This window comes from Streptomyces sp. NPDC107517, from assembly GCF_055582645.1.
In genome coordinates, this window is sequence record NZ_JBVJPM010000010.1 from 21,431 (window position 1) to 45,735 (window position 24,305).

General features: G+C 67.3%; 25 protein-coding genes and 1 pseudogene. 7 read left to right on the forward strand and 19 right to left on the reverse strand.

Going from position 1 to position 24,305, the window contains the following annotated elements; genetic code table 11:
• Nucleotides 1–15: 15 nt before the first annotated feature.
• From ACZ67T_RS22895 to ACZ67T_RS22950, 12 genes are all read right to left on the reverse strand, one after another.
• Nucleotides 16–1,491, reverse strand: coding sequence for an ATP-binding protein (locus tag ACZ67T_RS22895; RefSeq protein WP_469986458.1), 1,476 nt, complete (start codon nucleotides 1,489–1,491; stop codon nucleotides 16–18).
• A 2-nt stretch (nucleotides 1,492–1,493) separates the two neighbouring features.
• Complete coding sequence (locus ACZ67T_RS22900) at nucleotides 1,494–2,327, reverse strand: bifunctional DNA primase/polymerase (protein ID WP_469986459.1); 834 nt, start codon at nucleotides 2,325–2,327, stop codon at nucleotides 1,494–1,496.
• Nucleotides 2,324–3,049, reverse strand: a complete 726-nt coding sequence (locus tag ACZ67T_RS22905; RefSeq protein WP_469986461.1) for a DNA methylase — start codon at nucleotides 3,047–3,049, stop codon at nucleotides 2,324–2,326. Before ACZ67T_RS22905 ends, ACZ67T_RS22900 begins: the two co-directional genes overlap by 4 nt.
• A gap of 88 nt (nucleotides 3,050–3,137) precedes the next feature.
• Nucleotides 3,138–3,644, reverse strand: coding sequence for a hypothetical protein (locus ACZ67T_RS22910; protein WP_469986462.1), 507 nt, complete (start codon nucleotides 3,642–3,644; stop codon nucleotides 3,138–3,140).
• Nucleotides 3,645–3,656: 12 nt separating this feature from the next.
• The gene (locus tag ACZ67T_RS22915; RefSeq protein WP_469986463.1) at nucleotides 3,657–4,163 is read right to left on the reverse strand and encodes a hypothetical protein; all 507 of its coding nucleotides are present in this window, start codon (nucleotides 4,161–4,163) and stop codon (nucleotides 3,657–3,659) included.
• Between the two features lie 24 nt (nucleotides 4,164–4,187).
• On the reverse strand, nucleotides 4,188–4,379 hold the full coding sequence (locus tag ACZ67T_RS22920; RefSeq protein WP_266560087.1) for a hypothetical protein: 192 nt from the start codon (nucleotides 4,377–4,379) through the stop codon (nucleotides 4,188–4,190).
• A 221-nt stretch (nucleotides 4,380–4,600) separates the two neighbouring features.
• A complete protein-coding gene (locus ACZ67T_RS22925; RefSeq protein ID WP_469986465.1) occupies nucleotides 4,601–6,718 on the reverse strand; it encodes a hypothetical protein in 2,118 nt (705 codons plus the stop codon).
• Nucleotide 6,719: 1 nt separating this feature from the next.
• Nucleotides 6,720–8,351: a hypothetical protein gene (locus ACZ67T_RS22930; RefSeq protein ID WP_469986467.1), complete on the reverse strand. Its 1,632-nt coding sequence runs from the start codon at nucleotides 8,349–8,351 to the stop codon at nucleotides 6,720–6,722.
• Nucleotides 8,352–8,445: 94 nt separating this feature from the next.
• A complete protein-coding gene (locus tag ACZ67T_RS22935) occupies nucleotides 8,446–8,757 on the reverse strand; it encodes a hypothetical protein (RefSeq protein WP_469986468.1) in 312 nt (103 codons plus the stop codon).
• Between the two features lie 29 nt (nucleotides 8,758–8,786).
• Nucleotides 8,787–9,122, reverse strand: a complete 336-nt coding sequence (locus tag ACZ67T_RS22940; protein ID WP_469986469.1) for an RRQRL motif-containing zinc-binding protein — start codon at nucleotides 9,120–9,122, stop codon at nucleotides 8,787–8,789.
• Nucleotides 9,119–10,228 (reverse strand): hypothetical protein, encoded by a 1,110-nt coding sequence (locus ACZ67T_RS22945; RefSeq protein ID WP_469986470.1) that lies wholly within the window; start codon nucleotides 10,226–10,228, stop codon nucleotides 9,119–9,121. Before ACZ67T_RS22945 ends, ACZ67T_RS22940 begins: the two co-directional genes overlap by 4 nt.
• The gene (locus ACZ67T_RS22950) at nucleotides 10,225–10,482 is read right to left on the reverse strand and encodes a DUF6284 family protein (protein WP_469986471.1); all 258 of its coding nucleotides are present in this window, start codon (nucleotides 10,480–10,482) and stop codon (nucleotides 10,225–10,227) included. Before ACZ67T_RS22950 ends, ACZ67T_RS22945 begins: the two co-directional genes overlap by 4 nt.
• 513 nt (nucleotides 10,483–10,995) lie before the next feature.
• Between ACZ67T_RS22950 and ACZ67T_RS22955 the strand changes: the two genes are divergently transcribed.
• Both ACZ67T_RS22955 and ACZ67T_RS22960 read left to right on the forward strand, forming a co-directional pair.
• Entirely contained in the window at nucleotides 10,996–11,763 is a 768-nt protein-coding gene (locus tag ACZ67T_RS22955) for a helix-turn-helix domain-containing protein (protein WP_393699570.1), read from the forward strand.
• A complete protein-coding gene (locus tag ACZ67T_RS22960; RefSeq protein ID WP_469986473.1) occupies nucleotides 11,763–12,236 on the forward strand; it encodes an NUDIX hydrolase in 474 nt (157 codons plus the stop codon). Before ACZ67T_RS22955 ends, ACZ67T_RS22960 begins: the two co-directional genes overlap by 1 nt.
• On the opposite strand, the gene ACZ67T_RS22965 is transcribed toward ACZ67T_RS22960, so the two are convergent.
• Both ACZ67T_RS22965 and ACZ67T_RS22970 read right to left on the reverse strand, forming a co-directional pair.
• Nucleotides 12,233–12,793, reverse strand: coding sequence for an HD domain-containing protein (locus tag ACZ67T_RS22965; RefSeq protein WP_469986474.1), 561 nt, complete (start codon nucleotides 12,791–12,793; stop codon nucleotides 12,233–12,235). The two genes, ACZ67T_RS22960 and ACZ67T_RS22965, sit on opposite strands and share 4 nt — an antisense overlap.
• 11 nt (nucleotides 12,794–12,804) lie before the next feature.
• Nucleotides 12,805–13,248, reverse strand: coding sequence for a GntR family transcriptional regulator (locus tag ACZ67T_RS22970; protein ID WP_469986476.1), 444 nt, complete (start codon nucleotides 13,246–13,248; stop codon nucleotides 12,805–12,807).
• Nucleotides 13,249–13,742: 494 nt separating this feature from the next.
• Between ACZ67T_RS22970 and ACZ67T_RS22975 the strand changes: the two genes are divergently transcribed.
• The gene (locus ACZ67T_RS22975) at nucleotides 13,743–14,399 is read left to right on the forward strand and encodes a hypothetical protein (protein WP_469986477.1); all 657 of its coding nucleotides are present in this window, start codon (nucleotides 13,743–13,745) and stop codon (nucleotides 14,397–14,399) included.
• 167 nt (nucleotides 14,400–14,566) lie between these two features.
• Here the strand turns inward: ACZ67T_RS22975 and ACZ67T_RS22980 are convergent, their stop codons facing one another.
• Together ACZ67T_RS22980 and ACZ67T_RS22985 are read right to left on the reverse strand one after the other, a co-directional pair.
• Nucleotides 14,567–14,800 (reverse strand): hypothetical protein, encoded by a 234-nt coding sequence (locus tag ACZ67T_RS22980; RefSeq protein WP_469986478.1) that lies wholly within the window; start codon nucleotides 14,798–14,800, stop codon nucleotides 14,567–14,569.
• The gene (locus ACZ67T_RS22985; protein WP_469986480.1) at nucleotides 14,797–15,141 is read right to left on the reverse strand and encodes a hypothetical protein; all 345 of its coding nucleotides are present in this window, start codon (nucleotides 15,139–15,141) and stop codon (nucleotides 14,797–14,799) included. The genes ACZ67T_RS22980 and ACZ67T_RS22985 overlap by 4 nt, the downstream gene beginning before the upstream one ends.
• 54 nt (nucleotides 15,142–15,195) lie before the next feature.
• On the opposite strand from ACZ67T_RS22985, the gene ACZ67T_RS22990 reads away from it, so the two are divergent.
• Nucleotides 15,196–15,531, forward strand: coding sequence for a DUF6233 domain-containing protein (locus ACZ67T_RS22990; RefSeq protein WP_469986482.1), 336 nt, complete (start codon nucleotides 15,196–15,198; stop codon nucleotides 15,529–15,531).
• Here the strand turns inward: ACZ67T_RS22990 and ku are convergent.
• Nucleotides 15,528–16,433 (reverse strand): annotated as a pseudogene (ku, locus tag ACZ67T_RS22995) (non-homologous end joining protein Ku). The gene ACZ67T_RS22990 and the pseudogene ku overlap by 4 nt on opposite strands.
• A gap of 597 nt (nucleotides 16,434–17,030) precedes the next feature.
• On the opposite strand from ku, the gene ACZ67T_RS23000 reads away from it, so the two are divergent.
• Nucleotides 17,031–19,214: a hypothetical protein gene (locus ACZ67T_RS23000; RefSeq protein ID WP_469986484.1), complete on the forward strand. Its 2,184-nt coding sequence runs from the start codon at nucleotides 17,031–17,033 to the stop codon at nucleotides 19,212–19,214.
• Nucleotides 19,215–19,510: 296 nt separating this feature from the next.
• On the opposite strand, the gene ACZ67T_RS23005 is transcribed toward ACZ67T_RS23000, so the two are convergent.
• Both ACZ67T_RS23005 and ACZ67T_RS23010 read right to left on the reverse strand, forming a co-directional pair.
• The gene (locus ACZ67T_RS23005) at nucleotides 19,511–20,671 is read right to left on the reverse strand and encodes a helix-turn-helix domain-containing protein (RefSeq protein ID WP_469986486.1); all 1,161 of its coding nucleotides are present in this window, start codon (nucleotides 20,669–20,671) and stop codon (nucleotides 19,511–19,513) included.
• The gene (locus ACZ67T_RS23010; RefSeq protein WP_469986487.1) at nucleotides 20,643–21,284 is read right to left on the reverse strand and encodes a hypothetical protein; all 642 of its coding nucleotides are present in this window, start codon (nucleotides 21,282–21,284) and stop codon (nucleotides 20,643–20,645) included. Before ACZ67T_RS23010 ends, ACZ67T_RS23005 begins: the two co-directional genes overlap by 29 nt.
• Before the next feature lie 786 nt (nucleotides 21,285–22,070).
• Here ACZ67T_RS23010 and ACZ67T_RS23015 point away from each other — a divergent pair.
• Nucleotides 22,071–22,439 carry a hypothetical protein gene (locus tag ACZ67T_RS23015; protein WP_469986488.1) on the forward strand — a complete coding sequence of 123 codons (369 nt, stop codon included), beginning with the start codon at nucleotides 22,071–22,073 and terminating at the stop codon, nucleotides 22,437–22,439.
• Nucleotides 22,436–24,305: tetratricopeptide repeat protein (locus ACZ67T_RS23020; protein WP_469986490.1), on the forward strand; the 1,870-nt coding region annotated here is incomplete at its 3' end. The genes ACZ67T_RS23015 and ACZ67T_RS23020, both read left to right, overlap by 4 nt.

The window sequence follows — 24,305 nt, forward strand, 5'->3', positions numbered from 1 at the left end:
GCGGTGACCTCGCGGTCAGAACGCGGCTTCCTGCTGCGGCCCGGGTGCCAGCGCAGGCTCGGTCAGTTCGATGTAGCGGGCTTCTCGGGTGCGTCCCCAGTCGACGTTCAGGCCGCGGGCGGCGAGGGTGGGCTGGAGGCGCTTGAGCCGGTCGGAGAGGACCTTGCCGGTGGTCGGCCACCCCTTGGGCAGGGGACGGCAGTCCTCGCCGCTGTAGAGACGGGTCAGGAGGTGCAGCCACTCGGCGGATGTCATCCGCTGCTGTTCCCCGGGCTGCATGTCGGCCGCGTACTGCAGCACGGTCTGCGCGAGCAGGTCCCCTTCGATCACGTCGTCGTTGAGGTCGTCGAGCCCGGCCCGGTAGGCCGGCAGAGCGCCGAGACCCATCGCGGCGTCGAGCTGCGCGCACAGGTGGGCGAAGTCCGCCATGCGCAGATCCGTCGGCGTCTCTGCGGAGGCAGCACGGACCTTGACGGTCAGGTCCAGCAGGGAGCCGAGCACGACGGGCAGGACTTCCGCGAACTCCGCCCATAGCTCCGCCTCGGTGCGCCGCACTTTCGGTCGCTCCAGACGGAGCGGCAGCAGCCGTTCGGCGAGGTCGGGCCGGATGACGCCGACGTCGATACCGGTCAGCAGCAGCGGGCGGCGGTAGCGGGCACGGAAGACGTCCCCGTCGGTGAACAGGGCCCGCTTCACAGACTCGGCGCCGGTGACGATGCAGCACATGGCGTCGGACAGGTCCGGGGTCATGTGGGAGAGGTTGTCCAGCGCGGTGACCCAGCCCGCGGCGACGGCCGCGATCAGGTTGTCCTCGTCCTTGGGGGCGCGGCGCAGATCGCTGCTCATGCCTTCGATGATCCGGATGAGCATCCGTCCGGCGGTGGACTTCCCCGCGCCCTGGGGGCCGGTGAGGAATGGGGCGGGGACGGGCACGGAGGGTTCCAGGCAGCCGATCAGCCAGGCCATGGCCAGGCACTCGGTCTCGGCGTTGACGAAGTTGCACAGCCGGAACAGCAGGTCGATGCCCTTGCCGTCGGTGTCCTTGGCGGGCAAGGGGAGTTCGCCGGTGAGCTGGGTGCGCCGCCAGCACACTTCTTGCGGGTCGGGCACGGTGATGTCCCAGCCGGTGGGGTGGATGCGGACGGACTGTCCGTCGGTGCGGCCCAGGTCGAGCCAGGTTGCCCCGTCGAAGCCGGGGGCGACTCGGATGTGGATGGGCTGGACCTGCTCGGTGAGGGCGAGTGCTTCGATCAAGTCGAGTGCCTCCTTCATCGCGGTGCCGTTGAAGACGCCGATGCCGTCCTTGAACAGGCCGACCATGAGTTCCTGGCGGTGACTTCCGGTGGTGCCTTGGGAGCGGATCGGGCGGGCCACGGGATGGCCTTTGTGCTGTGCGTAGACGGTTCCGTCGGCGGTGCGGAAGTAGCGGAAGCGCTCTTGCGCGTAGTCGGCGATGACCTTCCGGGCCGGGTTCTTCTCGTCGTCTTCCATGCTCAAAGTCCCAACCGGGTACGGGCGTTGATCCACGCCTCCGTGCAGTGCCGGGCGCTCTCACCCTTGGCCTGCGCAGCGGTGAACAGGCGCGTGATGTGGTCCTCGGTGAGGCAGCCGCACCGGCCGTGCGTGGAAAGCACGGCCAGGAACGTCGCGTACACGGCGTTGTGCACGCCGCTGGTGGCCGCGGTGATGCGCTGCTCCGCCATCGCGATGCCGCGCTCCAGGTAGACGGGTGTGCGGTGGCGGCACTGTCCGCCCCCGGCCGGCGCGGGCACCGTGACGGTCATGAACGCGGGGGCCACGGGCTTGGCCGCGCTGAGCTCGCGCACGACGTCCGGCAGGGCAACCGCGGTGCCGGTGCCGGGCCCGAGCCAGCGGGCGTAGGACATGGTGGACTTGATGTCCACGCCGGGCCGCACGCCGTTGGCTGACGGCATCCGACCGAGGTAGAGCCAGTGCTCACCGCGGGTAGTGGGCACGGACTGCGTGGTCGGCAAAGTCTTGCGGGCCCACGCGATGGCGTCGGCGTTGTCCAGGTCCACGACCGTCAGCCCGGCGCCGCCCGGGTGGTAGGCGACCGCGCTCGCGTGCAGCCATGCGCGCCGCCAGGGGCCGCAGTCGATGACGTTCGGGTCGGTGGTCGCGGCGGCCCAAGCGTGGCAGGGCCCGGGGCAGGCGCACGGCCCCGGTGTCTTCATGTTTGGCCGGCCGCCACAGGCGTTGTCCGCGCAACGGGTGCAGTTGGCGAAGGGGACCTTGCCCGCGCGAAGCGGCAGCACCGGAACCCCGGTGGCGGCCAGGTCGAGCGCGGTGCGCAGGTACTCGCTCATGCCGTCACCCCCAGCGTGCGGGAGGCGAGGAAGGCGCGGCCGATGTGCTCGCTGTAGGCGGGCGGAATGGCCTCCGTCAGCTCCTCACGCACATCGGTCCATGTGATGCCGAGTGCGGCTTGCAGCTCCGGGACGGTCGGCTTGCCGCCGCCGTTGCCGTACGCGGCCACGTAGGGGCCTTCGTAGAACTTGCCATGCCGGTAGCCGCGCACGCGGCCTCGGTGCGGGACGTGGGCAGGCTGCTCGATCGTGCAGCCGCTCACCTCGAAGTTGCGGTGGCGGATGACGCCGAGACTGAACATCTCGCCGCACAGGGTCAGATCCTTGCGGATCTCGGCCTGTCCGTTGGGCTGCTCGATGACGTACGGCAGACCGCTCTCCTCGAGGAGTCCACGCGTCGGCGCGACGAGGTCGACGTGGGTGCCACCCCATCCGCGTGAGCGGTTGGTGCCCACGGTCAGCGTGTTCTTGGCCTGGCACGGCGGGGAGGCGTGGACGAAGTCGTACCGCTCGATCTCGCCCGTGAGGATGAGGTGGGTCAGGTATTCGAGCGCGTCGCCCTGGTGCCAGGTGAAGGGGTAGTTGGGCCGGTCGGCGGTGTCGCAGCCGTGCACGCGGAATCCGGCGCGGGCGTAGCCCACGGCGGCGCCGCCTGCGCAGGAGAACAGGTCCAGCAGTAAGGGCAGCTGGTCCTCTCGCCGAATGTCGGTCGGTTGGGTCATGCTGGAGACCTCCACAGGTCTGTTGAGGACTGGAGACAAGGGCGGCCCCGCGACTTTGGCGAGACGTAGGGGGCCGCCCTTGGCGCAGCTAGTACTGCTCGATGGCGTCGCAGAAGTCGCAGTCGCAGTCGTCGTCGTGCGGGCAGTCGCAGCCGCAGGGGTGCAGCGTGCCGATGCAGGAGCACTGGCACATGGCCTCCCCGCACGGCTCTTCGTCGGGGCCGTCTTCCGGGCCGGTGTAGAGCAGCGGGCTGGCCTCGCTGTGTGCGAGTTCCAGGCACTGGGCGAGCCCGCCGGCGCAGTCCATCGCCGTGCTCAAAAACTCCTGAACGAGGGCGACGTGCCGGGCCGGGTCCTCGCCGATGGCGGAGCCCAGGTGGTCGTTGGTGCCCAGGACATCGAGCGCGGTGCCAATCTGCTCCATGGCCTGCGGTAGTCGCTGGGCCAGTGTCTTCAGTGCGCCGATCGCGTCGTAGGCCTCGCCCGGATATGTCAGGCCGGGCTTGGTCGGAGAGTTGGGGAAGGTGAGGTGGTTGAACTCGCGGATGGCTTCGGCTGCCTGCCGGGCGATCGTTGCAGGGTCGGCGGTTGTCATGCGTCCTCCTGGTCAGTTGTGCAGGTGGGCGTGGGAGCGGGCGAACGCGCCCCGGGTGTGGGTGGTGACGTGTGTGTTCTTGGTGACCGGCCCGGTGTAGACGGCGCGGGAGACGCTGCGCTTGGCGCGCGAGAAGGCGACTCCGATGGAGAGCGCGGCGAACGCGAGGCCGGTGAACAGGGCGCCCATGGCGATGACTCCGGTGACGCTCATGGAGGCGAATCCCTTCAGGACGAGCCAGGCACCGCAGCCGATGCCGGTGGTGCCGGCGCCGATGCCGATGGAGGCGACGGCGACACCGGCGGCCCAGGCGGGCACGATGCGTCGGTCGTCCTGGTGGACGGGTTCGGCGTCCCCGAAGGGCGGGGCCGGGGTGTCGTCCTTGAAGTAGGTCGGTATCTGCCGCACCGGCGCCGCGGGGCGGTAGACGTCGTCGATGATGCGGCGGGCTTCGGCGTTGGCGTCCGCGTCGCTCATCCGCGGCGACCACGCCCTTGGCAGTTGCTCGTTCTCGGTCACGGGTGGGCCTCCGGTCGGATGGGGTCAGGAGATGTTCTGGGCGGCGCCGATGAGGGCGCGCAGCACGGCGTGTATGGCGTCGGCGGCTCCGGTGTCGGCTGTGAAGAACCCGAAGAGGAACACCGCGAGGGCGGCGAGCGGGCCGACGATCCGGCCGCGCAGCAGAGCGAAGGTGAGGATGCCGAAGAGGGCGACGGCGGACAGGGTCACGAGCACGAAGGGCCTCCTGAGAGACGGCCGGCGGGCAGCACCCGAGGTGGGGTGCTGCCCGCCGTTGGCTTGTCGTTGCTTGTCGTCTGACTTGTCGTGTGGCTTGTCGCTTGTCTTGTCGCCTTGCTTGTCTTGTCGCTTGTCGCCTCCCAGGTCACATGCTGTTTCCGGGCCTCTGGGAGCCCGCTAGGCGGCCTGTTCCAGCGGAGGGCGACAAGCGACAAGTGCTAGCCCTCGGGCGGCTGCTCGGGGGCGTGCTGGCGGTGGACGTAGCGAACCTTGGTGCCCTCTCCGATCCGCACCGCGGTGCCGTCGTCGGCCCATGCCTTGAGCCAGCCGACGACCGTCTGACGGGTCGTCCCGTACTCGTCTGCGAGGGCGCGGGCGATCGCGGATGCTCCGGTCCCCTCGTGGCCGGCGGCCAGGAGCAGGGCGAGCGCGGCCCGCTGTGCGGGACTGTCCTGCTCCGACTCCTTGCGCAGCGCGGACAGGTTCAGCCCCGAGGATGCGGGGGGCGGGGCGTCCGGGTCGGGGGCGGTGGCGAACTGGGCGTCGATCTCCTCGCGGAAGCGGCGCATCAGGTCGTCGTCCCCGACCGGCTTCCCGGCCTGGTCGGTGCGGTGGGCGGACAGGTTCAGTCCGCCTCCGGCTTCGGGCGCCGGCTGCTCGGTGCCGGTGGCGTCCGGGGTGAGATCGCGTATCCACGCGGTGCGCTCCGCATCCCACCGCCGTGCATAGTCGGCGCCCGCCGCGTTCGCTGACACGGCGTCGAGGCGAGGGTGCCGGTCGCTGGTGGCGATGGTGATGTCGCGGATCTGGGAGGGCTTGATCCGCCATGCCTTGAACAGCGCCCCGGGTGATTCGGGGGTGCCCATGAAGCCGGCGCCCTTGAAAGGCGCCTGATCCACCCGCAGTCCGCGGCGGCCCGGGAACATCTTCGAGAGGTCCATGCCCTCGGTCTCGCCGCCAGTCAGCACCACGCGGACCTTGGCTTCCCGGCGGATGATCAGGTTCCCGAGGACACTGCCGGTGGCCCCGAGGGCGGTGATGATGGTGCGGCCGCCCATGGAGCGGTGCATGCGGATGAACTCCAGGATGCGCTTGGCGAGTTCCTTCATCCGCCGGTCGGTGCTGACCAGGATCTCCGCGCCCTCGTCGATGACCAGCATGATCTGCGGAATCTCCGCGCTCACCGGCAACAGGTCGGTGTCGTGCTTGGCCATCAAGCCCTGGTAGGCGCGCTTGCGGTGCAGACCGATGGCGATCGCCGCGTCCAGCAGCTTGAGGGCTTCCTCGTAGGTGCCGGCCAGCCAGTCGATGCCGGGCCGTACCGGCTTGCCGCTGTCCTGGGTCAGCTCACCGTTCAGCGCGGGAAGTACCCAGGGCAGGCCGGCGGATCCGGCGTTGAGGTCGATGACCCAGGTCAGCATGTCAGTGGTGCGGGAAAATCCGCCGAGGATGCCGTGGAGAAGGTTCGTCTTGCCCGAACCCGTGGGGCCGACGACCAGGGCGCACTGTTCGCGCAGGTAGGCCTTGACCTCGTCGCCGTTGGTGCGAAAGCCCCACGGGATGCCCGTGTGGACGGACAGCGGGCCGTAGTCATCGGGGTATTCGCGCAGCTCAGACAGGACATTGCGGCTGGTCACGTCCAGGATCGCGCGGCCCTGGTCGACGCCGGGCCCGAAGGACGCGGTGCAGCCATGCGGCAGCTTCGCATCCGCCGACAGGGCCGGACCATGCTGCGCGAGCCGGTCGTAGGTGATGCCACCCTGCGGTTCGAGATCGAGGGAGTAGCCATTGCCAGACGCCCACATCTCCACCGCCAGCACCTTCACGATGACATTGCAGATCCGCTGGATCCGCTCCACCCACGCGGCAGCGATCGCCCGCCGCTCCGCGGTCACCTCACGGGCGACCTGACGCTGCTCCGCGGCAAGGGCCTCTTCCTCGCGGGCCTCTTCATACAGGGCGACGGAGCGGGCGCCGGCGCCCATCCCGACGCCGATCGTGGCCAGCGAGCCGAGCGCGGCCCAGGAGAGGGGGCCGGTGGTCATGGCCCAGGTAGTCCACCCGGCGCCGACCAGCCAGGACGCGGCCTTGAAGGCGAGGGTGCGGCCCGCGTTACGGACCTTGAGCCCGGCGACGGTGTGACCGAGGGCGCCGGCGCCGCCGACAGCCATGGCCCACATGGGGGGCATGCCGGTGGCGGCGCCGGTGGTGGCGATGGCCAGGGCTCCGGTGGTCGCGGACAGGGCGCCGGTCACGGGTCCGTGGCCGGCGCTCCAGTCCAGCACCGGGCCACTGTCCGCCTGCTTCCTCTTCTTTGCGGCAGTGGTGGCACTCATGTCAGACGTTCCAGCCCTTCTCGGCCTCCGGGCCGTTGCGGGGGTCCTCGTGACGGGCGATGTCGTGCTCGTGGGCCTGCCGGAACAGCGGCCCCATGTCCTCCGCGACCGCGACCGCGGACATCAGGGCGCCGAAGATGTCGTTGAAGCCGTCCGCCACCTCCTTCTCCAGCGGGAACTCACTGTCGGAACGCTCCGCGAGCGTCTTCATCACGTTCGCGACGCTGGTCAGCGCGGCGGGGAGGCTTTCGACCATGGTCAGGATCTCCATGGCGTCCTCGGGGTCATACGCCTGCGCGGCCTGCTCCATCTCCGCGGCGTGCTCTTCGAACTGGAACCCGGACACGTGCTCTCCTTCACTACTGGTCGATGTGTGGTCGGTGCTGTTCGGGACGGGCCCGGCCGGACGTGCCACCTGGTCCCCGAGCCCGTCGGTGACGTCCTTGGCGGCTTCCTGCTCGGCCGCGTCTTCCGCGGCGGCCTGCTCCTGGCGGATCGCCGCATCGCGCTCGGAACGCTGCTGTCGGGCCGCGCCGGTCAGCCGTGCGTACAGGCGCCGGCCGGGGTGGACCAACCAGGGCAGGCCCAACTTCCGGCCCAACGGACTGGTCAGGAAACCGAGAAGGCCGATCGGGAGGGCGAGGAGCGCGGCCAGGGCGCGGCGCCCGTGGAAGCGGCCTGCAGAGCGACGCAGCGCCTTCCGCGCGGCCTGCCGGGCGGGCGCCTTACGCACGCTGGAGCGCCCGCCGGACACCTTTCGTGCGGTGGCCGCGTCTCGGCGGGCCCGTTGCTTGGCGATGGCCGCCTGCTTGACCGCACGTGCCTTGCGGCCCGCGCCCCTGAGCAGTCGGCCCGCCAGACCACGCGACCGCGCCCGCGCCTTGCCGGCACCGGGCTTGTTCGTGCTGGCCTTGGGCTTGTTGGGCTTTGGGGTGTTGCGGCGGGCGTCGGCCACCGCACGGCGTGCGGCGGTGCCCTGCTGCCGCTTCTGCGCCCGCGAGGCCCCGGCCTGCTGCTGCGCCTTACGCAGCGCCTTGACCTGGCCCGCCTTGGACAACGCCCCCGCAGCGCCGCCGCGACCGCCGCTCTTGAGACCGGCGGGCTTGTTCAGGGAGACCGGCGCGCGGTGCTTGCCTGCCCCGGACCTGCCCTTACCGGCCCCGCCGCGCCCTGAACCGGCGCCCGGCCCGCGCCGCTTCTGACTGGGCACCTTGCCCGACCCGCCAGCTGTACGACCACCGCCTGAACTGGACTTTCGTCCGGAGGTGTTGAGCCCGCCGGAGCCGTGGCGGGCGGCGTGCTGCCGGGCCGCGGTACGCGCGGCAGCCCGGCGTGCGGCCTGCTTCGGGCGCGGGTTGCGGCTGCGGTAGGAGGCGATCGTGCCGAGCACGGCCATGCCGGTCGCGGCGACCGCGGCGGCGATCGGCCCGCCGGCCAGCCCGGCCGCGGCGATCGTGGAGACGGTCGCGTTCGCCCCGGACAGGGCCAGCGGAGCGATCGGCCAACCGCCGGGCGCGTCCTCTACCTGGCTGTTCTTCTCATCCTCCTTGTCCACAGCCTGTGCAGGCGCCGGGGCGGGCGGGGTGTCGGTGGTGGCGGGGGCCACTACCGCTTCCGTACTGGTGTCGGTCATGCTGAGAGCACTCCTTCCGGAGTGAAAAGCAGGACCCGAACGCGCTTGTGAGAAGGGGTGTTCGGGTCCTGCGCTTGTGTGAGGAATGCGCTGTTCAGACGGCGTTGTGGGTGGGGTGGGCCGCAGCGACTTCCTGCCAGCGGCGGTTCTCGCCGGCGTCCGCGTGCTGGACCCGCACTCGGAAGTCGCACCCCGGCGCGGTGCAGCGGTGCGTGGTGCCCGTTGATGCCTGCTCGATGTTCAGCAGCGCGGACATCACGGACCCGGTCGTGCCGAGCACGCACGCGGCGTGCAGGAAGAACGGCAGGCCGTAGGGGGCGAGGCGGATGCTGATGGCCGCGCCGACAGCGAGAGAGACGCCGATTTCGAGCAGCGAGACGAACCGGCGACGCTGTTGCTTGGTCATGACGGAAACTCCCAGGTGAGAAGGGGATTTCAGGCGGCGCGCTGTTCCTCGGGAGCGGCGCACAGGCCGCACATGCCAAGCGAGGTGGGGATGACATAACCGGCATCGCGCCGGCACTCGGGGCAGATGCGGCGAGCGGCGTTGGCCTTGCCCAGGGCCGCCCACTTCGCCGGCGTCATCGGGCGCACCGGCTTGGCGCGGTCGATGCGGTAGAGGTAGGCGACCAGCGGGCCCCGCTTACGACGGGGCCGCTCGATCTGCACCGCGACGTCCTGACCGCCGGGCCGCAGCCCCATCACACGCAGTTGGCGGTAGGTGGCGTAGCCGTCCGGGGCCAGGCGCCAGCGGTACACGGGCAGGGTCACGACGTGCTCTCGGCGGCCATGAGCGTGGTCCACGCCTCACGCACCCGGTCCTCAGCACCCTTGAAGCCCTGCCCGCGGAACTCCGTCGCGGCCTGCCGATACGACAGCGGAGGGTTCAGCGAGTGACGCAGGAACCGCAGCACCACGACAAGCTGAGCATGCGAGAGCGTGGCCGCCGGCTCGGGGACCGTCACACCCGCGACCAATGCCACGTCCGCGAGCGTCACGGCCGGGAGATGGACCTCCTCATCCCGCGGCTGCTCACTGTCCTCGGTGGACGGTTCGGTGTCCGGCGCCACGGCAGCGTCACGCCCGTCGTCACACTCATCCGGCACGTCGGCAGGCAGGGCGCTGATCTGCGTGTCTTCCCCATCCCGGGCGGTGTCCGAGGGGGGCAGGGCCGGTGCAGTCGCGGGGGCGAATTCGAGGGGTGTGACGGTCGGCGTGACGGGCGTGCCGAACATGGCGCCCAGCGCGGCATCCGCGCCCTCGGTCACGCGCTCGCGCTGCACGTCCACCAGCCGGGCCCCGAGCGTGACGTCACCGACGCCGACCCTCTCCGCGAGCTTCCACGACTCGCGCTCCGACTCCGCCTGCACCTTGGCGTCCGGGTGGTTGGCGGCGCGGGCCCGGTGATAGGCGAGGGCCTGAACAAGCTGAGCCGTCTTGCGTTCGGCCTCAGGGTCGCGACCATCGCGGTGGACGACGATGCGGCGGGCCAGGAACGCGGCGCCCTCGGCGGACACGGACATGCCCATCGGGGTCAGCGCGTAGATCACCATCCGTCCCGGGTCTGGGGCGGCCATCGCGGACATCGCCGATGCGGCCGCCGGCAGCGCCCACAGTCCGGCACGCACCGGCCACGGTGACGCCTGGCCCAGCATCGTCAGACCGAGCAGAACCAGCGCGAGGACCGCAGTGGCACCCTCACCGGCCGCGACCGCCCCGGCCGCCGTGCCCTTCCCGTACATGTGGCTGATGTTGGAGAACGTGCCGATCGCGCCGAACCCGCCGGTGGCCAGCATCGGCGCGAACGCCGCGGTCAGCACGAGCGCCTGGCCGCGGGTCAGCTTGCGCGGCGACATTGCCACGGGCGTGCCGGTCATGCGGCTTCCCCCGCCCCGAGACGGTTGGTGACCGTGCGGCGTGCGGCCAAGACCTTGTTCGCGGCTCGACGCAGACGACGCTGGCCCAGTTCCGATGCCGGCCGGTCCAACAGGCCGATCTGAACGTCGAGCAGGTCCATCTCCGCGTTGATCAGCGGACTTTCCAGCTCGATGGCGTGAAGGTCCCGCCAGGACGGTTCCGCGTCGGGCAGGTCGTCAGTAACGGGCTCCTGAACAGCGACGATGAGCTTCATGGGTCGTGTCTCCCTCGCAGTAGGCAACGGCCCGAACAGCGGCCCCGGTGTTCGAGCACCGGGGCCGCACGCCGTTGAAGTCGGTAGATCCGGCTCCCCTCAGCGCCGCTCGTACGAGACGAGCGGCGGAGGCAACCGGCCGCCGCATGCGTGCGGCGGCAACGTTGAGAAGCGCGCGAACCTGAGCCGCGCTGGCCGCCTTTACGTAGGAGGCGGCAACCTCGTAACCCTGTTCAGTTCTCAAGCAACGAACGCTTCCTTCGAGGGAGCCCACTCACGCGGGATCTCTCCGGGCGCTTCATGCAGTACATGTGTTACGTGTTCCTCATCTTGCAGAGGGAGGTTCGCCCCGTCAAGCCCTTCAGCTTTTTGGATCCGCGAGCCCCTCGTGCTCGATGTACCTACAGATTGGCGTCAGCGACGCCGACGCTCGACTTCGCGCCTGTACGACTCGGGTCGTTCTTGGCTAGCGTGAAGTCGTACCAAGTCGTCCCAGATAGACGGAGGTTGGGCGTGGCCAACGAGCGACTGCGCGGCGCAATAGTGGACTTGGGCCTCACACTCGACGAGGTCGGGGAACGTCTCGGGGTCGCATCCAAGACCGTCGAACGGTGGATCAACGAGCCCGAGCGCAAGCCCTACCGCCGCTTCCAGCACGCAGCTGCATCGCTGTTGAGGTGCGAGGTCTCCTACCTGTGGCCCGATGAACGCACGTCAGCCGAGGTCACAGCGGCCGGCAACGCGGAGTTGATCAGGCTCTATCCGCATCGGTCCGTTGTGATGCAAACCCTCTGGACGAGCCTCTACTCCAAGGCGACCCGTCAGTTTGACCTCTTGGTGTACTCCGGGTTCTGGCTCACGGAGGATGCGACGTTCCACCGCATCGTGAAGGAGAAGTCAGCCGACGGCGTGCCCATCCGCTTCATGCTGGGAGAACCGACGTCGCACGCCGTCGCCGTACGCGGCGAAGATGAAGGCATCGGCGCCACGATGGCGGGCAAGATCCGGAATGCCCTGGTCAACTATGGCCCCCTCTTCGGCCTCCCCGGGGTGGAGTTCCGACTGCACAACACGACCCTCTACAACTCCATCTACCAAGCCGATGACGAGATGCTGGCGAACGGGCATCTCTACGGCGTTGGCGCCTACATGGCGCCCGTCCTGCATCTACGCCGGGTGCCGGGGGGCGAACTCTTCGACGCCTACGCTGAGAGCGTTGAGAAGGTCTGGGAATCTGCCCGCCCGATCTCTTCGCCCGCCGATTGGGAAGGCACGCACTGATGAGCCGGATCGACTACTTTCGCGACCCACAGGCCCCTAAGGCCAACTCCGTCGTCCCCTCAGTGACTGTCGTCGTCCGAGACGAAGCGGGCCGGTTGCTGCTGATCCACAAGACGGACAACAACCTGTGGGCTTTGCCAGGCGGAGGCCACGACATCGGCGAGCGAATCACGGAGACCGCCGTCCGCGAAGTCCGAGAAGAAACAGGCGTAGACGTAGAGGTGGACGACATCGTCGGCCTCTACACCGACCCTGAGCACGTGCTGGCATACGACGACGGAGAGGTCCGGCAGCAGTTCTCCATCTGCTTCCGGGCCCACCCGGTCGGGGGCTCCCTGCGCACGAGCAGTGAGTCGAAAGAGGTCTGCTGGGTCGCCCCAGCAGACCTTGACGGGCTGGACATCCACCCCTCGATGATGCTGCGCATCCGGCACGGTCTGGACGCCTCGCGGCGTGAGCCCTACCTCGGCTAGTCGCCGGCCTCGACCTTCGCCAGCCGATCCTCGACACGCGTCGACGCCGCATGGATCTCAGGTGCCGCACGTTGGATGAACCGCCCCACGATCGTGTCCGGTCCGTACCGCTGCACGATCTCGTCCAGCCGACCGGTCGGCGTGGTCGGCGAACCGTCCGGCGTCGTCGTCATGTCGCAGTAGAGCAGGGCGTCAACCAGGTCGGAACGCTGCAGCTCGAACTCGGTCTCCAGGTCTCCCCTCAGTCCGCGCTCCTCTGCTTCCAGCAGTGCGCATGAGTGGTGAGCCACCAGGCAAACGACCCGTTCGTCTGCACTCTCCTGCTCCCGGAGAAAGCGTGCGCCGTCCAGCGGATGGAAGCCAGTTGTAGCTATGGCCGGCGAGTACCCGATGTCGTGCAGTACCGCAGCCGCTTCCAACAGCTCTGCATCGCCACCAAGGATCGGGCTCAAGGTGCGAGCGCGCTTGGCGACTCCGAGCGAGTGTGCCCATCGGCGCGGCAACGGTTCGGACAGCAGCGATTCGGAGAGCGAGTACGCCCACTCGGTCAGTCCCATGGCGCCCAAGGCTACGGCCGGATGCCGGTGGACGGGAGGGTGCGAACCGTGCGCCCCTTGCCGTGGACGGTGTCGAGCAGGCCGCTTCCCTCCATTTGAGCAAGTGCACGACGTACGGCTGTCCGGGAGAACCCGAAGCGCTCGCAGAGCTTCGCCTCCGACGGGAACGTGTCGCCAATGGCCAAAGCATCTTCCGCAATTACGTCTGTCATCCGCTCGACCAAGGACCGTCGGTCGCCGCGTGCAACACGCCAGCCGATCCCCGGCGCCGATTCCAGTACGCCCTCCACTTCGAGGACCTTGAGGGCTCGACGGATCGTGTTCCGGGAAACACCGTGGGAGCGCATGAGGTCGGCCTCCGACGGCAGAGCATCAACAAGCTCGCCCTCCGTAATGTCCTTCCGCAGCGCCTCCGAGATGACCAGGTAAGTTCCGCGCGGACTGGCCTCCGACACTTCAGCTCCTCTCACGTCGCCATAGCTCACTACCAAGGGTCCCACGGTGCCTTTGGAACGATGGGCCGTAGGCCAAGCTCAGAGCCTCCTCACCCGATCCCCGCGGGACGTAGGGGCATGCCTCGGCACGAGGCCGAGCAGGACGTGAAGACAAAGGCCCGGGGCGCCGCCTGAGTTGACGGCACCTGCGTCGCGCTGTCCGGCCACGCCTTCAGCTCGGTCCATGCCCTGCCTGAGGTTCGCTCGACGAACAAGGCAGCGAGGGCTCCTACGACGCCGGCCCGTCGTGCCGCGTCGCGCAGGGAGGGCCAGGGTCTCCGACTGGGGCGCGCCTGTGCCGTCCGTCTTGTTGCTGGCGATCGAGTGAAGTCGGCATTTCGATTCCGCATGCTGATAAATAGGGCGTTTCTGGTCGGTACATTTCCCGCGATCGGCTCCCCGCGCTGACTCGGAGTTCGATTGCAACGGACCCTCGTGGACAGGAGCGACTTGAAATGGCATTGCACGGTTTGAGGGGGCGGATGGCCGGCCTCGCCACGGTCACGGGGCTGGGCGTGGTGTTGCCGTTCGCGGCAGGCGTGACACCTGCTTATGCCCAGGCGCAACTGAGGATCACGAAGACGCACCAGGGTGACTTCGCCCGAGGCGGGCAGGGCGTCTATCGCATCACCGTCAGCAACCCGGGCTCGGAATCCACCCGCCGCATCAACGTCGTCGACGAGCTTCCGGTAGGACTCAGAGGTGCCAGTGTGCAGGCCGGAGCCCCGTTCGATTGCGAGCTCGTGGGCAGCTCGAGCGTGCTGACGTGTAGCGCCGACAGCTTGGGTGCTGGTCAGACTTCGACGATCCTCCTGACGGTCAACGTCGCCGAGGACACTCCCTGCAGCATCACCAACAGGGTCACGGTGGGTGAGGCTGGCGATCAGCCGCCCCCCTTCCTCCCTGACGAAACGGACAGCGACGTCACCATGGTCACCGGCGGCGAATGCGGTAACGGCAACGGCGGGAACGGGGGCGGTTCGGGGTCGATCCTGCCGATCAACCTCAACGGCGTCATCCCGATGTTCAACAACATCAGCATCAACAACAACATCAAGAGCCCTGGTGCCAGCAACACCACCACTCAGGACTTCGGGGTCAACGCGCCCTGAGCCGTCAGCTTCCAGGCCCCAGCGTTACGCGAGCTGAGCCATCGCTGGGGCCGCAACAAACGTGCACCGATCCGCGGTCATGTCCTATCGCCCCGTTCCGCGCGAGGCTGGCATCGGCCTGTGAAGGCTGGACGGCGGCAAGTCCCCAATTCGCAGGGGCTGCCTGCTCACGCCTTGGTGTCCGGCCACACCTTCAGCTCGCCCCACGTTTCGTCCGGGGCCTGCTCGGCCAGCGTGATGCGGGCGCCCGGAATGCTGCCGTAGCTGCCAATCCATGACCGGAACTTCCGCTCCCCGTTCTCGCGGATGGGCCACTCGCCCTGCATGACGACGGCGCCCCCGGTTATGAGGGTGACACGGTATCGGTCCAGGTCGGCCATGTCCTGCAGCACTCCTGTCACGCTCCTTGCGGCGGGTCGAAGAGAACCCGCACCGTGACGCTGGCCTCCTCGGCGGCGGCACGCAATACAGCAAGGGTGTCGGCGAGCGGCACGGCCCGTCGGTTGCGGTCGGTGGTGGCGAGCATGCAGTCGCGGCAAAGGTCGAGCCATCGTCGGCCGTGGTCGGGGGTGGCGATGACGCGGGTGGAGCGGGCCGGGTCGCCGCACGCCACGCACGGGACCGGGCCGGGGGTAGGGCCGAGGCGCGCGGCGGCGTCCTCCTGGTTCGCCGGCCGTTGCGGCCCGGGCTTCAGGTCGGCTGGGTCGAGGGCGAGCCGTTGCAGCAGGTCAGTGGGGTCCACGGGTACCTCCTGCCCTGGCGATGGTGCGGCGACCGCCGACGTACTATCGAACATATGAACGATAGCTTGACCTCGCGACTGGACATGCTGCACTTCGCGCGCCGCATTGCAGTCCAGCAGGTCGAGCAGATCGACCGGTGGATCGCCACCGAAGAACGCCGCGAGGCCGAGCGGCGCCACGGCGAGCAGACCCGGCCGCCTGCCCCGGACTGGCTCATCGAGATCGGCCTCGGCGGCCGCGACCCCGTGTACGTGCATGTTGGCGGCTGTCACATGGCGGGCAAGCGGTCCCGCGGTGTCGAGCGCGATCAGGCCCTCCGTGGTCTCACCGAGGGCGTGCCCGCATGTACGCACTGCCGGCCGGACACGGAGCTGGGCGTGCTCGACTAGGCGCTGCGCCTCGGCGACTTCTTCGCGGGCGCCTTCTTGCCGGCGGCCTTCTTCGCGGCCGTCTTCTTGGCTGCGGTCTTCTTCGGCATGTCGTGGACGGTCGCGTGCTTCCCCTCTCCGCGGGAGGCCTTTGCCTTCTGTACGGACTCCTGGAGGGCAGCCATGAGGTCGACGACGGCTCCGGCCGGGGCTTCCGGCTCGGCTGCGTGGGGCAGCTCCTTGCCTCCCTGCTTGGCGACGATCAGCTCGGAGATCGCATCCGTGTACCGGTCGACCGCCGCGCCTTCGGGGATGTCGTCGCTCGCCATGACGTCCATGAGCGCTAGGGCGCGCTTGATCTCCTCTTCGGGGACGTCGACCGCCGGCGGGGCGAGCGTCTCGGAGGAGCGGATTTCGTCGGGCCACCGCATTGAATGCAGGACGATCGCGTTGCCTCGGATGCGGAGCAGGCCGAGGCGTTCCCGCCCGCGCCACGCGAACCGTGCGACGGCCGCCTTCGAGTTCCGCTTCAGGGCCTGACGCAGGAGCGTGTACGGCTTGGTAGCGACCTGGCCGTCGGGCTCGAGGTAGTAGCCCTCGCCGATGCGGATGGGGTCGATTTCGCTGTACGGCACGAACGCCACGATCTAGATCGCCTTCGCCGTGGTCAGGGGCAGGCCAGCGAGGTCCTCGTCCGAGATGGCGACGATCGTGTCTTTGCTGACCTCGTAGCCTTTGCCGATCTCCTCGGCGCGGACCTCGGCCCCCTCGATCTCGCAGAACTTCCGCGTGCGGATCCGAGCCATGTCGTCCAGGTGGTACTGGTGGAAGCGGATCGAATGATCTTCGGTCGCAGCGGTGACCTTGATCGGGATCGTGACCAGGCCGAAGCTGATAGCTCCGCTCCAAACAGCATGGGGCATGAAGAACCTCCAGAGCAGCCCCCTAGAGATCCCACCCTACGAGCGGCATCAGCGACCAGCACCCGGGCGCGCCCTCGTCGAGCGCACCGGTCCCGCAGACACGGCGGGCACCGCCGGGGGGGGGTGCCGGGGAGTTGCCGGGGCCACATCAGCAAGCGTCCGACGCCGACGCGATAGAACTTTCTCTACTTCATTAAGGCGGCTCGCTCCGCTCCCCGCGCAGGCCTAGCCCCCGGCCGGGCCTGCGCTCCTGTCTACGCCCCGCTCCAGCCCGGCCGGTGCCCGTGCCGGGCGCCAGCAACCAGCCTTTCACCATGAGAGAGGAGGCCCGTCGTGGCTAGGGGCCGCACTGGTTTTGAGGCGTCTCACGCACCGTCCGGGTCCCAGGCATGGCCGCCTAACGATCACGCAACTGCAACGCAAGGCGTAGTCCAGAGGGCCTGCGTGCTCGCGTGCGATCGCCAGCTACAAGGTCTAGCCTGAAATAGAGACCCGCGAAGGTTGAGCCGTTCGGCACCTACGCCACAGTGAGTCCCGAATCCCGATTTCATATATGGCCGGTCAAGAATTTTCATCGGCACATCACCTGGATTAGGCATGAAATCAGCAGATGCGCGGCTAGTGATCGTTACGGGCGATCCAACCATCGATTGGGCCGTGATGCTACCAGATCACCGCTGCCCAACTATGGAAGAGCGCTTGAATTCGGCAGCGACCACTCACTGGCACTGGGGGGGATCGCTAGGCCTGCACGAGCTTGTCCGATTTGCCACTGCAGATGGCATCTCAGTACGCGGCCAAGAGATCCCAGAAGACTTCTTCGCAAAACCATCCAGCTACGATGAAAGATTCCACCACTCGTTCAATACAATACAATTTCTCCCACTGCCAGGGAAGGGGGAGGGTTCAAAAAAAGAACGACGAGTGCGCGTTCGTGAATTTCTCGGCTTCCATGCGCAGGGTGAACTCCTCGAACCTCTCGCCGAACCCACCATAAAAGACGGAGAAAGCCTGTCGCTGCTCGTTATCGATGATGCTGGCCTCGGATTTGGAAATCGCCTCGATGTGCACCAGCACGTATTCGAAATGGCCACATCGACCGGGACCCCTTGGCTAGTTATAAAACTTGGAACAAGAGCCTTAAAGGGAGAGAGCGCTCTCTGGGAGGAGCTTTCCAGCGCCCCCAAGTATGAGCAACAAATAATACCCGTAGTAACCGCGGCAAGTTTGCGAGAGGTCGGTGCAGCGATAAGCCGAGGGTTGTCGTGGGAGCGTTCTGCTCAGGACGTCCTTAGTGAACTCAAGAGAGCCGAACGCAGCGCAAATTCCGCACTAAGCGGACTCGCAAATAAAGGGCTGATCGTGGTCTCTTTCGGCATCTCTGGCGCCCTCATTGTAGACCGAACCGAAATCCCTTCCCGTAATCTCCTATACTTTCACCGAGAGTACACAGAAGGAACGTGGGAAAAGGGCGAGATGGGAAGTATGTTCGGTTACACCCAGGCGCTAGCGGCAGGCATCACACGTGCCCTTTTGGAGCAGAAGACAAAAGACGTTCCGGAGAACCCACGGAATGCTGTCGCCAGAGGCGTTCACCGAGGCCTCGCGGCTATGTGCGCAATTCGTGACCTGGGGTTCGAAGCTGAACAGGGATTCGACAAACCTGGCGACGCAAGAAGACCAGGGAAGATGAATTTCCGCGAGACGTGCATGTCCGAGAATGCTGATATTGAGAAGCAATTCGAGAGCACGCAGGTACCAGAACCTAAGCTGGGGTCCGATCTGCCCACCTGGTCGATTCTATCTCGATTTACACCACCCGATTCGCTGGAATCGGAGGCAGTGAGCGTTGCCCTTCGGGGATGCGACAGGCTGGAAGGTGTTCCTGTCGCAAAGTTCAATAAGCTAATCACTGCCGACTGGCATGAGATAGAGGGTTTGCGGGTAGTGCAGAACCTCATATCTGAGTACATTAGCGATCGCACCAAGATGAAACCTCGATCTATCGCAGTCTTCGGCAAACCGGGTGACGGTAAGTCGTTTGCAGTGCGAGAAGTTGTGAAATCTCTTTACCCTGACCGCGGCAATGGCCTGACCTTCAACCTGTCCCAGTTTGAATCCGTAGCCAATCTTATCGAAGCGCTCCACCAGGTCAGAGATAGAGCCCTTGAGGGAGAAGCCCCGTTGGTTTTCTGGGATGAATTCGACTCCCAATTCGAGGGGGCTCCCCTAGGCTGGCTACCACACTTTCTCTCGCCTATGCAGGACGGCGCATTCCAGCAAGGCGAGATTGTTCACCCGATCGGCCGCGCCATATTCGTGTTCGCTGGTGGCATCTACCACCGCTATACAGACTTTGTGGAACAGGCCGGAAAGGCTACAAGCAGTTCCAAAGCGACTGACTTTGCGAGTCGCCTTCAAGGTTACCTCGATGTGGTAGGTCCCAATCCCGGACCGGGCCAGCATGAAGAGGAAGCAGGTTGCGTGTTCCATCGCGCGCTCCTCCTCAACCATTTCCTCAACGAAGCTGGAATAGGGAAGAAGGTTGTCGAGAACGGCAAGGAAGAACTTGACGTTGATAAGGGTGTGGTTAGAGCCTTCCTCGGGGTGGAGAGATATATTCACGGGGCGCGTTCCATGCACACCATCGTGGACATAAGTCGTCTGCACCGAGGAGGAAGGTTCGGGCGAGCAAACCTTCCACATAAGACGCTACTCAATCTTCATGTAAATGCAGACCAGTTCCTCCGTATTGTTCGCGAAGTGCCACCGAGTATCTGAGCTCCGGGAATACAGCACGTCTGAAGTTCTTCGTCACCGACCCGTCGTCACGGCGTGTTCCGGTCGACGACACAAGTCGGTAAGTGGCTGAGGCGGGTAGGGGTGCAGCGAGGCACGCGCGCGCCTGATTGGCTGGCGCGCCCGCCGTCGTGGCTGGCTGTTGGCGGCTGAGGTCGGCACACACAGGCACACGCCGACGTACGGGTGAATCCCGCCCGACAGGCCTTGGTCGCTAGGGGAGTTCAGGTGATCCGCGTGCGCACCCGCCTACGGATCAGATGGCAATCAGGCCACCGTTAGAGAGCTTTGAGACGCGAGCTCCGGCGGCGACGGTCACCAAGGCTGATGACGTTGTCCACGGCGCGTGGTGCTGGGTCGATAGCAACGTCAGGCGCCAGCGACCGCATAAGCACTGGGTGGAGCCCTAGTTCCTCGGAAGCCTGAAGGAGAGACGGCGGCTCACCGTACTTGCGGCCTAGCATCGCCCTCATCAGGGTTGGTTGCTCCGCGTGGACCATAACGGGCTCGTTCGTCCTCCACCCCCGAGCGCCGAGCTGCTTGTAGAGGCTTTCTCGGCGGGCCTGGTCGATGTGTCCAAGATCGTATGCGCGGTTGATGAGTGCCTGGATCGAAACGCCCCACCGCTTCTTGAGAGCAGCGAACTCTCTGAGCATCAGTGGTCCAGTGAACGCTTCTTCGGCACGCTCCCTCGGCAGCAGGAACGCGCCTGCGAACCGATGCGCCTCACTCTCCGCGCGCTTGGAGTCCAGTCCGTTACGACGCGCGGGATGGAGCACTAGATGCCCCAGCTCGTGCGCTGTCGTAAACCGCTGCCGATCGCCACCGCCGGCGGAAAAGTAGCTGATCATGGACGGCTCGGCTGTTCCTCGCCAGCAGGAGGCACCGGAATGCCCCACCACGATGTCCTCTCCACGCCCCTGGGAGTCCACCAGCATGAGAGGAACGACAGGGACGCCGGCACGCTCGCATGCCCGGATAACGTGCCCGATCACCCCGTCAGAGCCGATACCCAGCGCCGCGCGCGTCTGCGCGGCGAGGTCCTCGATGCCGTCGGCAGTGATGTCTCCTTCTGCCCGCGGCAGAGAGGTCCGGCGGACCCGCGTATCGGCCATCAGTCGTACTGAAACCCGGTATGCCTCCCTGACCGTCGCCTCCACTCGGGCGACCTCCTTGGCTGACGCGCTGGCCCTTTTCCGGAACATCAGCGTGTCGGCAGGGAGGTCAGAGGGGTCGACGTCGAAGAACGACATGGGTGTGCCTGTCGCCTCGGCGATGCGCACGAGCACGTCGTCGGTGACGAGTTTGATCCCTTTTTGGATCTGCGAGATCAGTGGTTGTGACACCCCGGCAGCCTGCGCAAGCTCCCCCTGAGTGAGTCCCATGAGGAGCCTCAGAGTTCGAATGCGCTCAGCTGGATCCCGTGCCACTTCCTTCACCCTCTTCGCGCTGGTCTTCTTCGAACTCGAAGGGCAGTGCCAGGCCCTTGTCGTCTGGGATGAACTCCCAGTCTGTGAACGACTCAGTGTTCCTGGGGAGCTCGAAATCGAGGTCAAACTTCGGGGGCCGACCCGGCTTCCACTCACCGATCGGACGAACGATGCGTACGGAGATCTCTCCGCCCTCCTCCGGAGGGGAGAGCCATACGGCGAGGAGGTTACTGGACTCAACGCCGAATAGATCGACCGTTCGATTGTAGTAGTAGCTGATCCGCGCCTTGTTGCGCCCTGGCGCCGGGATCATGTCAAACGGCGTCGCGTGCAGGAGCCGCAGGGTCATCATCCCGTTGCGCAAGTGCAGGCGCCCACTGGAGCTCTTGACCGGCTCCCAGCCTCCGAGGTCGAGACGCTCGCCGTGGCGGCGCTCAATGAAGCAACGCGCGTGGTCGCGGGCCAGGTCGGTACGGCCCTTGGTGTAGCCCTCACCGGTCATGCCGGACTCGTCGTAGTGACCGTGAGCGGCGGTATAGGCGTGATCAAGGGCTTCATATAAGGGCCCAGCGAGGCCCTCGGCTGCCGCAGTGATGATCGAAGCGTCCTCAGGTGTGAGCATGGCGGTTATTTTATAACCGCCATGCTCACGTTATCAATGATCGGCGCACTCGCGCCGGGATGCGGCAGCAACGGCCCCGGGGCCGTCGTTGCCGGCCGATTTGTCTAGGCCACCAGCGGACCATGCCCCAGTCGCCGGGGCTTCTCAACGGCTGGCAGGTCGGGCCGGACTGGGTGGTGCCCTGGCGAGCGACAGTCGTCGCTTGCGCTGACATCCATGCGGACTTGGGCCAGTCTCAGTTCTAGTCTCGATTGCTGCTCAATCCGGTGCGGTACGCGCTTGTCCGTGGACGTTCGGTATGGCGCCTGACCTGCAACGCGAACCGACTGCCGGACCCCCTGGCCCCCTATGGAACAAGCCCGGACAGCTTGTAATGCGCCGGTCTCGACAGGGACCACCAGCGACAGCGCATCCAGCAGGCGTCGAACTGTGCCCAAGGCTCACACCCCGGGGAGTGAGCGGGGAGTGGATCAAGAAAACCATGCCGCACGGCGCCTAGGCGTACCAACTCACACCAAGGCTCTGACCTGCATGGATATGCAACGCCCCCGGTCAGCCACCTCTCCGCACGTTATTCGGGACGAAGAGGTCGTGGGTACAAATCTTGGCAGCCCAACGCTGGTTGGGGCCGACGTTCGGGCTGCGGTTCTGGTCGGGACGCTCCATGTGGCTGACATTGGGTAGGTGGTGTTGGGAGACTGCGATGGTAGGTGCCCGGTTTCGGGTGTGCCGGGGAGTTTCGGGGGCGTGGTCGTGGCTCGTTGGGTTTCGGGTGTGTGCGCGGCGGTGGCTCTGCTGGTGACGGCAGGGTTGCTGGTCATGCTGGTGATGGGTCGGTTGAATGAGGCCTCGCAGGTGGCCGGAGTGGTGGGGACCGTGCTGTCAGCGGCGGGTCTGGTGGTGTCGGTTGTGGCGTTCTTCCGTACCCACCCTGGGCCCGCGCGGCGGGTACGGGGTGGCAGGGTGGCGGTCGCCGGCGATGCGAACGGCGCTGCTCTGGGTGAGGACTCGCACGTCGTCGGGCCAGCCTCCGCTCGTACACCCGGTGCGGGTGGCGGACCGGTGGACGTGGAGTCGGGGCCGGACGGTATCGCTGTCGGCGGCGACGCGAACGAAGCGGCCCTGGGCAAGCGCTCCAAGAGGACCCGCTCTTGAGCAGCAGCACCGGCGCGGATGGCAAGGACGGCTCCGGCGGTGTTCACAGCTTTGTGAGCCGCAGGACTATCCGGGCCGGGGAGGTCGCGGTCGGCCGTGACGCGTCGGGTTCCGCGCTCGCGCCGGGCTCACGCGTGGTCAACCGCACCACCGTCAACAATGTCCTGCCCGAGGTGCAGTGGCCGTTGCGGGTGGGCGCTGTGCCGCCGCTGGCGTCCTCCTTCCAACCCCGGCCCTCCCTGCGGAAGCTGGTGGAGGCAGCCCGCGCGGACGGCCAGGACGTGGTGCTCACACAGCCGGCCGAGTCAGGGCGGGTGTTGGTGGGCGAGGGCGGGGTCGGCAAGTCCCAAATGGCTGCCTCCTACTACCTGGCCTCCGGCGCGGACTTGGCGGTGTGGACCACAGCCAAGGGCGGAACGGGGCAGTTGGTTGCGGACTTCGCGGAGGCCGCGGCCCGGATCCGGGTTCCGGGTGCGGACGGCGAGGACGACCGGGCCGACGCGCAGGCACTGTTGGAGTGGCTGCAGGCCACCGACCGCAGCTGGCTGGTGGTGATTGACGACGTCGAGGACTTGGACCAGGTACTGGACTGGTGGCCCCGCCCGAACCCTCGTGGTTGGGTGCTGGCCACCACCCGCCAGCGCAAGGCTTTGGCCGCTGGCCGCACCCGTGTCGACGTGGACGTCTTCACCGAGGCTGAGGTTCACGCCTACCTGCACGAGCGCGTCCCCGGCCTGCCTGAACACCCCGGCACCTGCAGCGGCTGCAGGTGCCCAGCAGCGTCTGTCGCTAGCCTGCTGGGGCGGCTGCCGCTGGCTTTGTCGCACGCAGCCGCCTACCTGGACAACAACCGCGACACCACCCCCGCTGCCTACGCGCGGATGCTGGCCGAACCCGGCCGGAAGCTAGCCGAGGTGTTGCCTGGCGACGGCGCCGACGGCTACGCGCGGGCCGTGCACACCACCATGCTCATCAACCTCGACGCCGTCCAAGCCCGAGAGGCTCGCCCCGGCCTGGCCCGCGCGGTCCTGGACATCGTCGCCCGGCTAGACCCCAATGGTTCCCCCGCCACTCTATGGACCGATCCCAAGGCACTTGCCGCCCTGACCGGACCAGGCCCCCGGTGGTGGCAGCGACTGACCCACCCGCGCACATCTCGCAACATCCCCACTGCCATTCCCGGACTGCGTGGGGCGCACGCCGACCAGGTACGCGAGTGCCTGCTCCTGTTGGACCGCTACAGTCTGACCACCCACCAGCCCCCCGGTGAGGATGGGGGCCCCGGACTGGTGCGCATCCACGCTCTGACTGCCCGAGCGGCCCGCGACACCACTGCCGAGAAGCAGCGTCACTCGCTCGCCCGCCGCTCCGCTGACGCCCTTTTGGCCCTGTGGCCGGGCCACAGACACGACCTGGCCCTGCAGCAGACCCTGCGCGCCAACGCCATTGCACTCCATGAGGGCACCACCCCTGTCCTCTGCCACCCTGACGTCCACATTGTCCTGTTCAAGGCTGGCGCAAGCCTCGGTGAGACTGGGCAGGCCACTGCCGCCCGCGACTACTACCAGATCCTCGCCGACACAACCACCAACCACTTGGGCCCGGACCACCCCGACACTGTTATCGCCCGGGGCAACCTTGCCCGGTACCGGGGGGAGGCGGGGGATGCGCGGGGTGCGGTCGACGACTTCGCCGCGCTGCTGCCCGACTGCATCCGGGCGTTGGGCCCGGACCATTCCAGCACCCTCACCACCCGGGGCAGCCTCGCCCGGTGGCGGGGGGAGACGGGGGATGAGCGGGGTGCGGTCGACGACTTCGCCGCGCTGCTGCCCGACTGCATTCGGGTGTTGGGCCCGGAAGACCCCG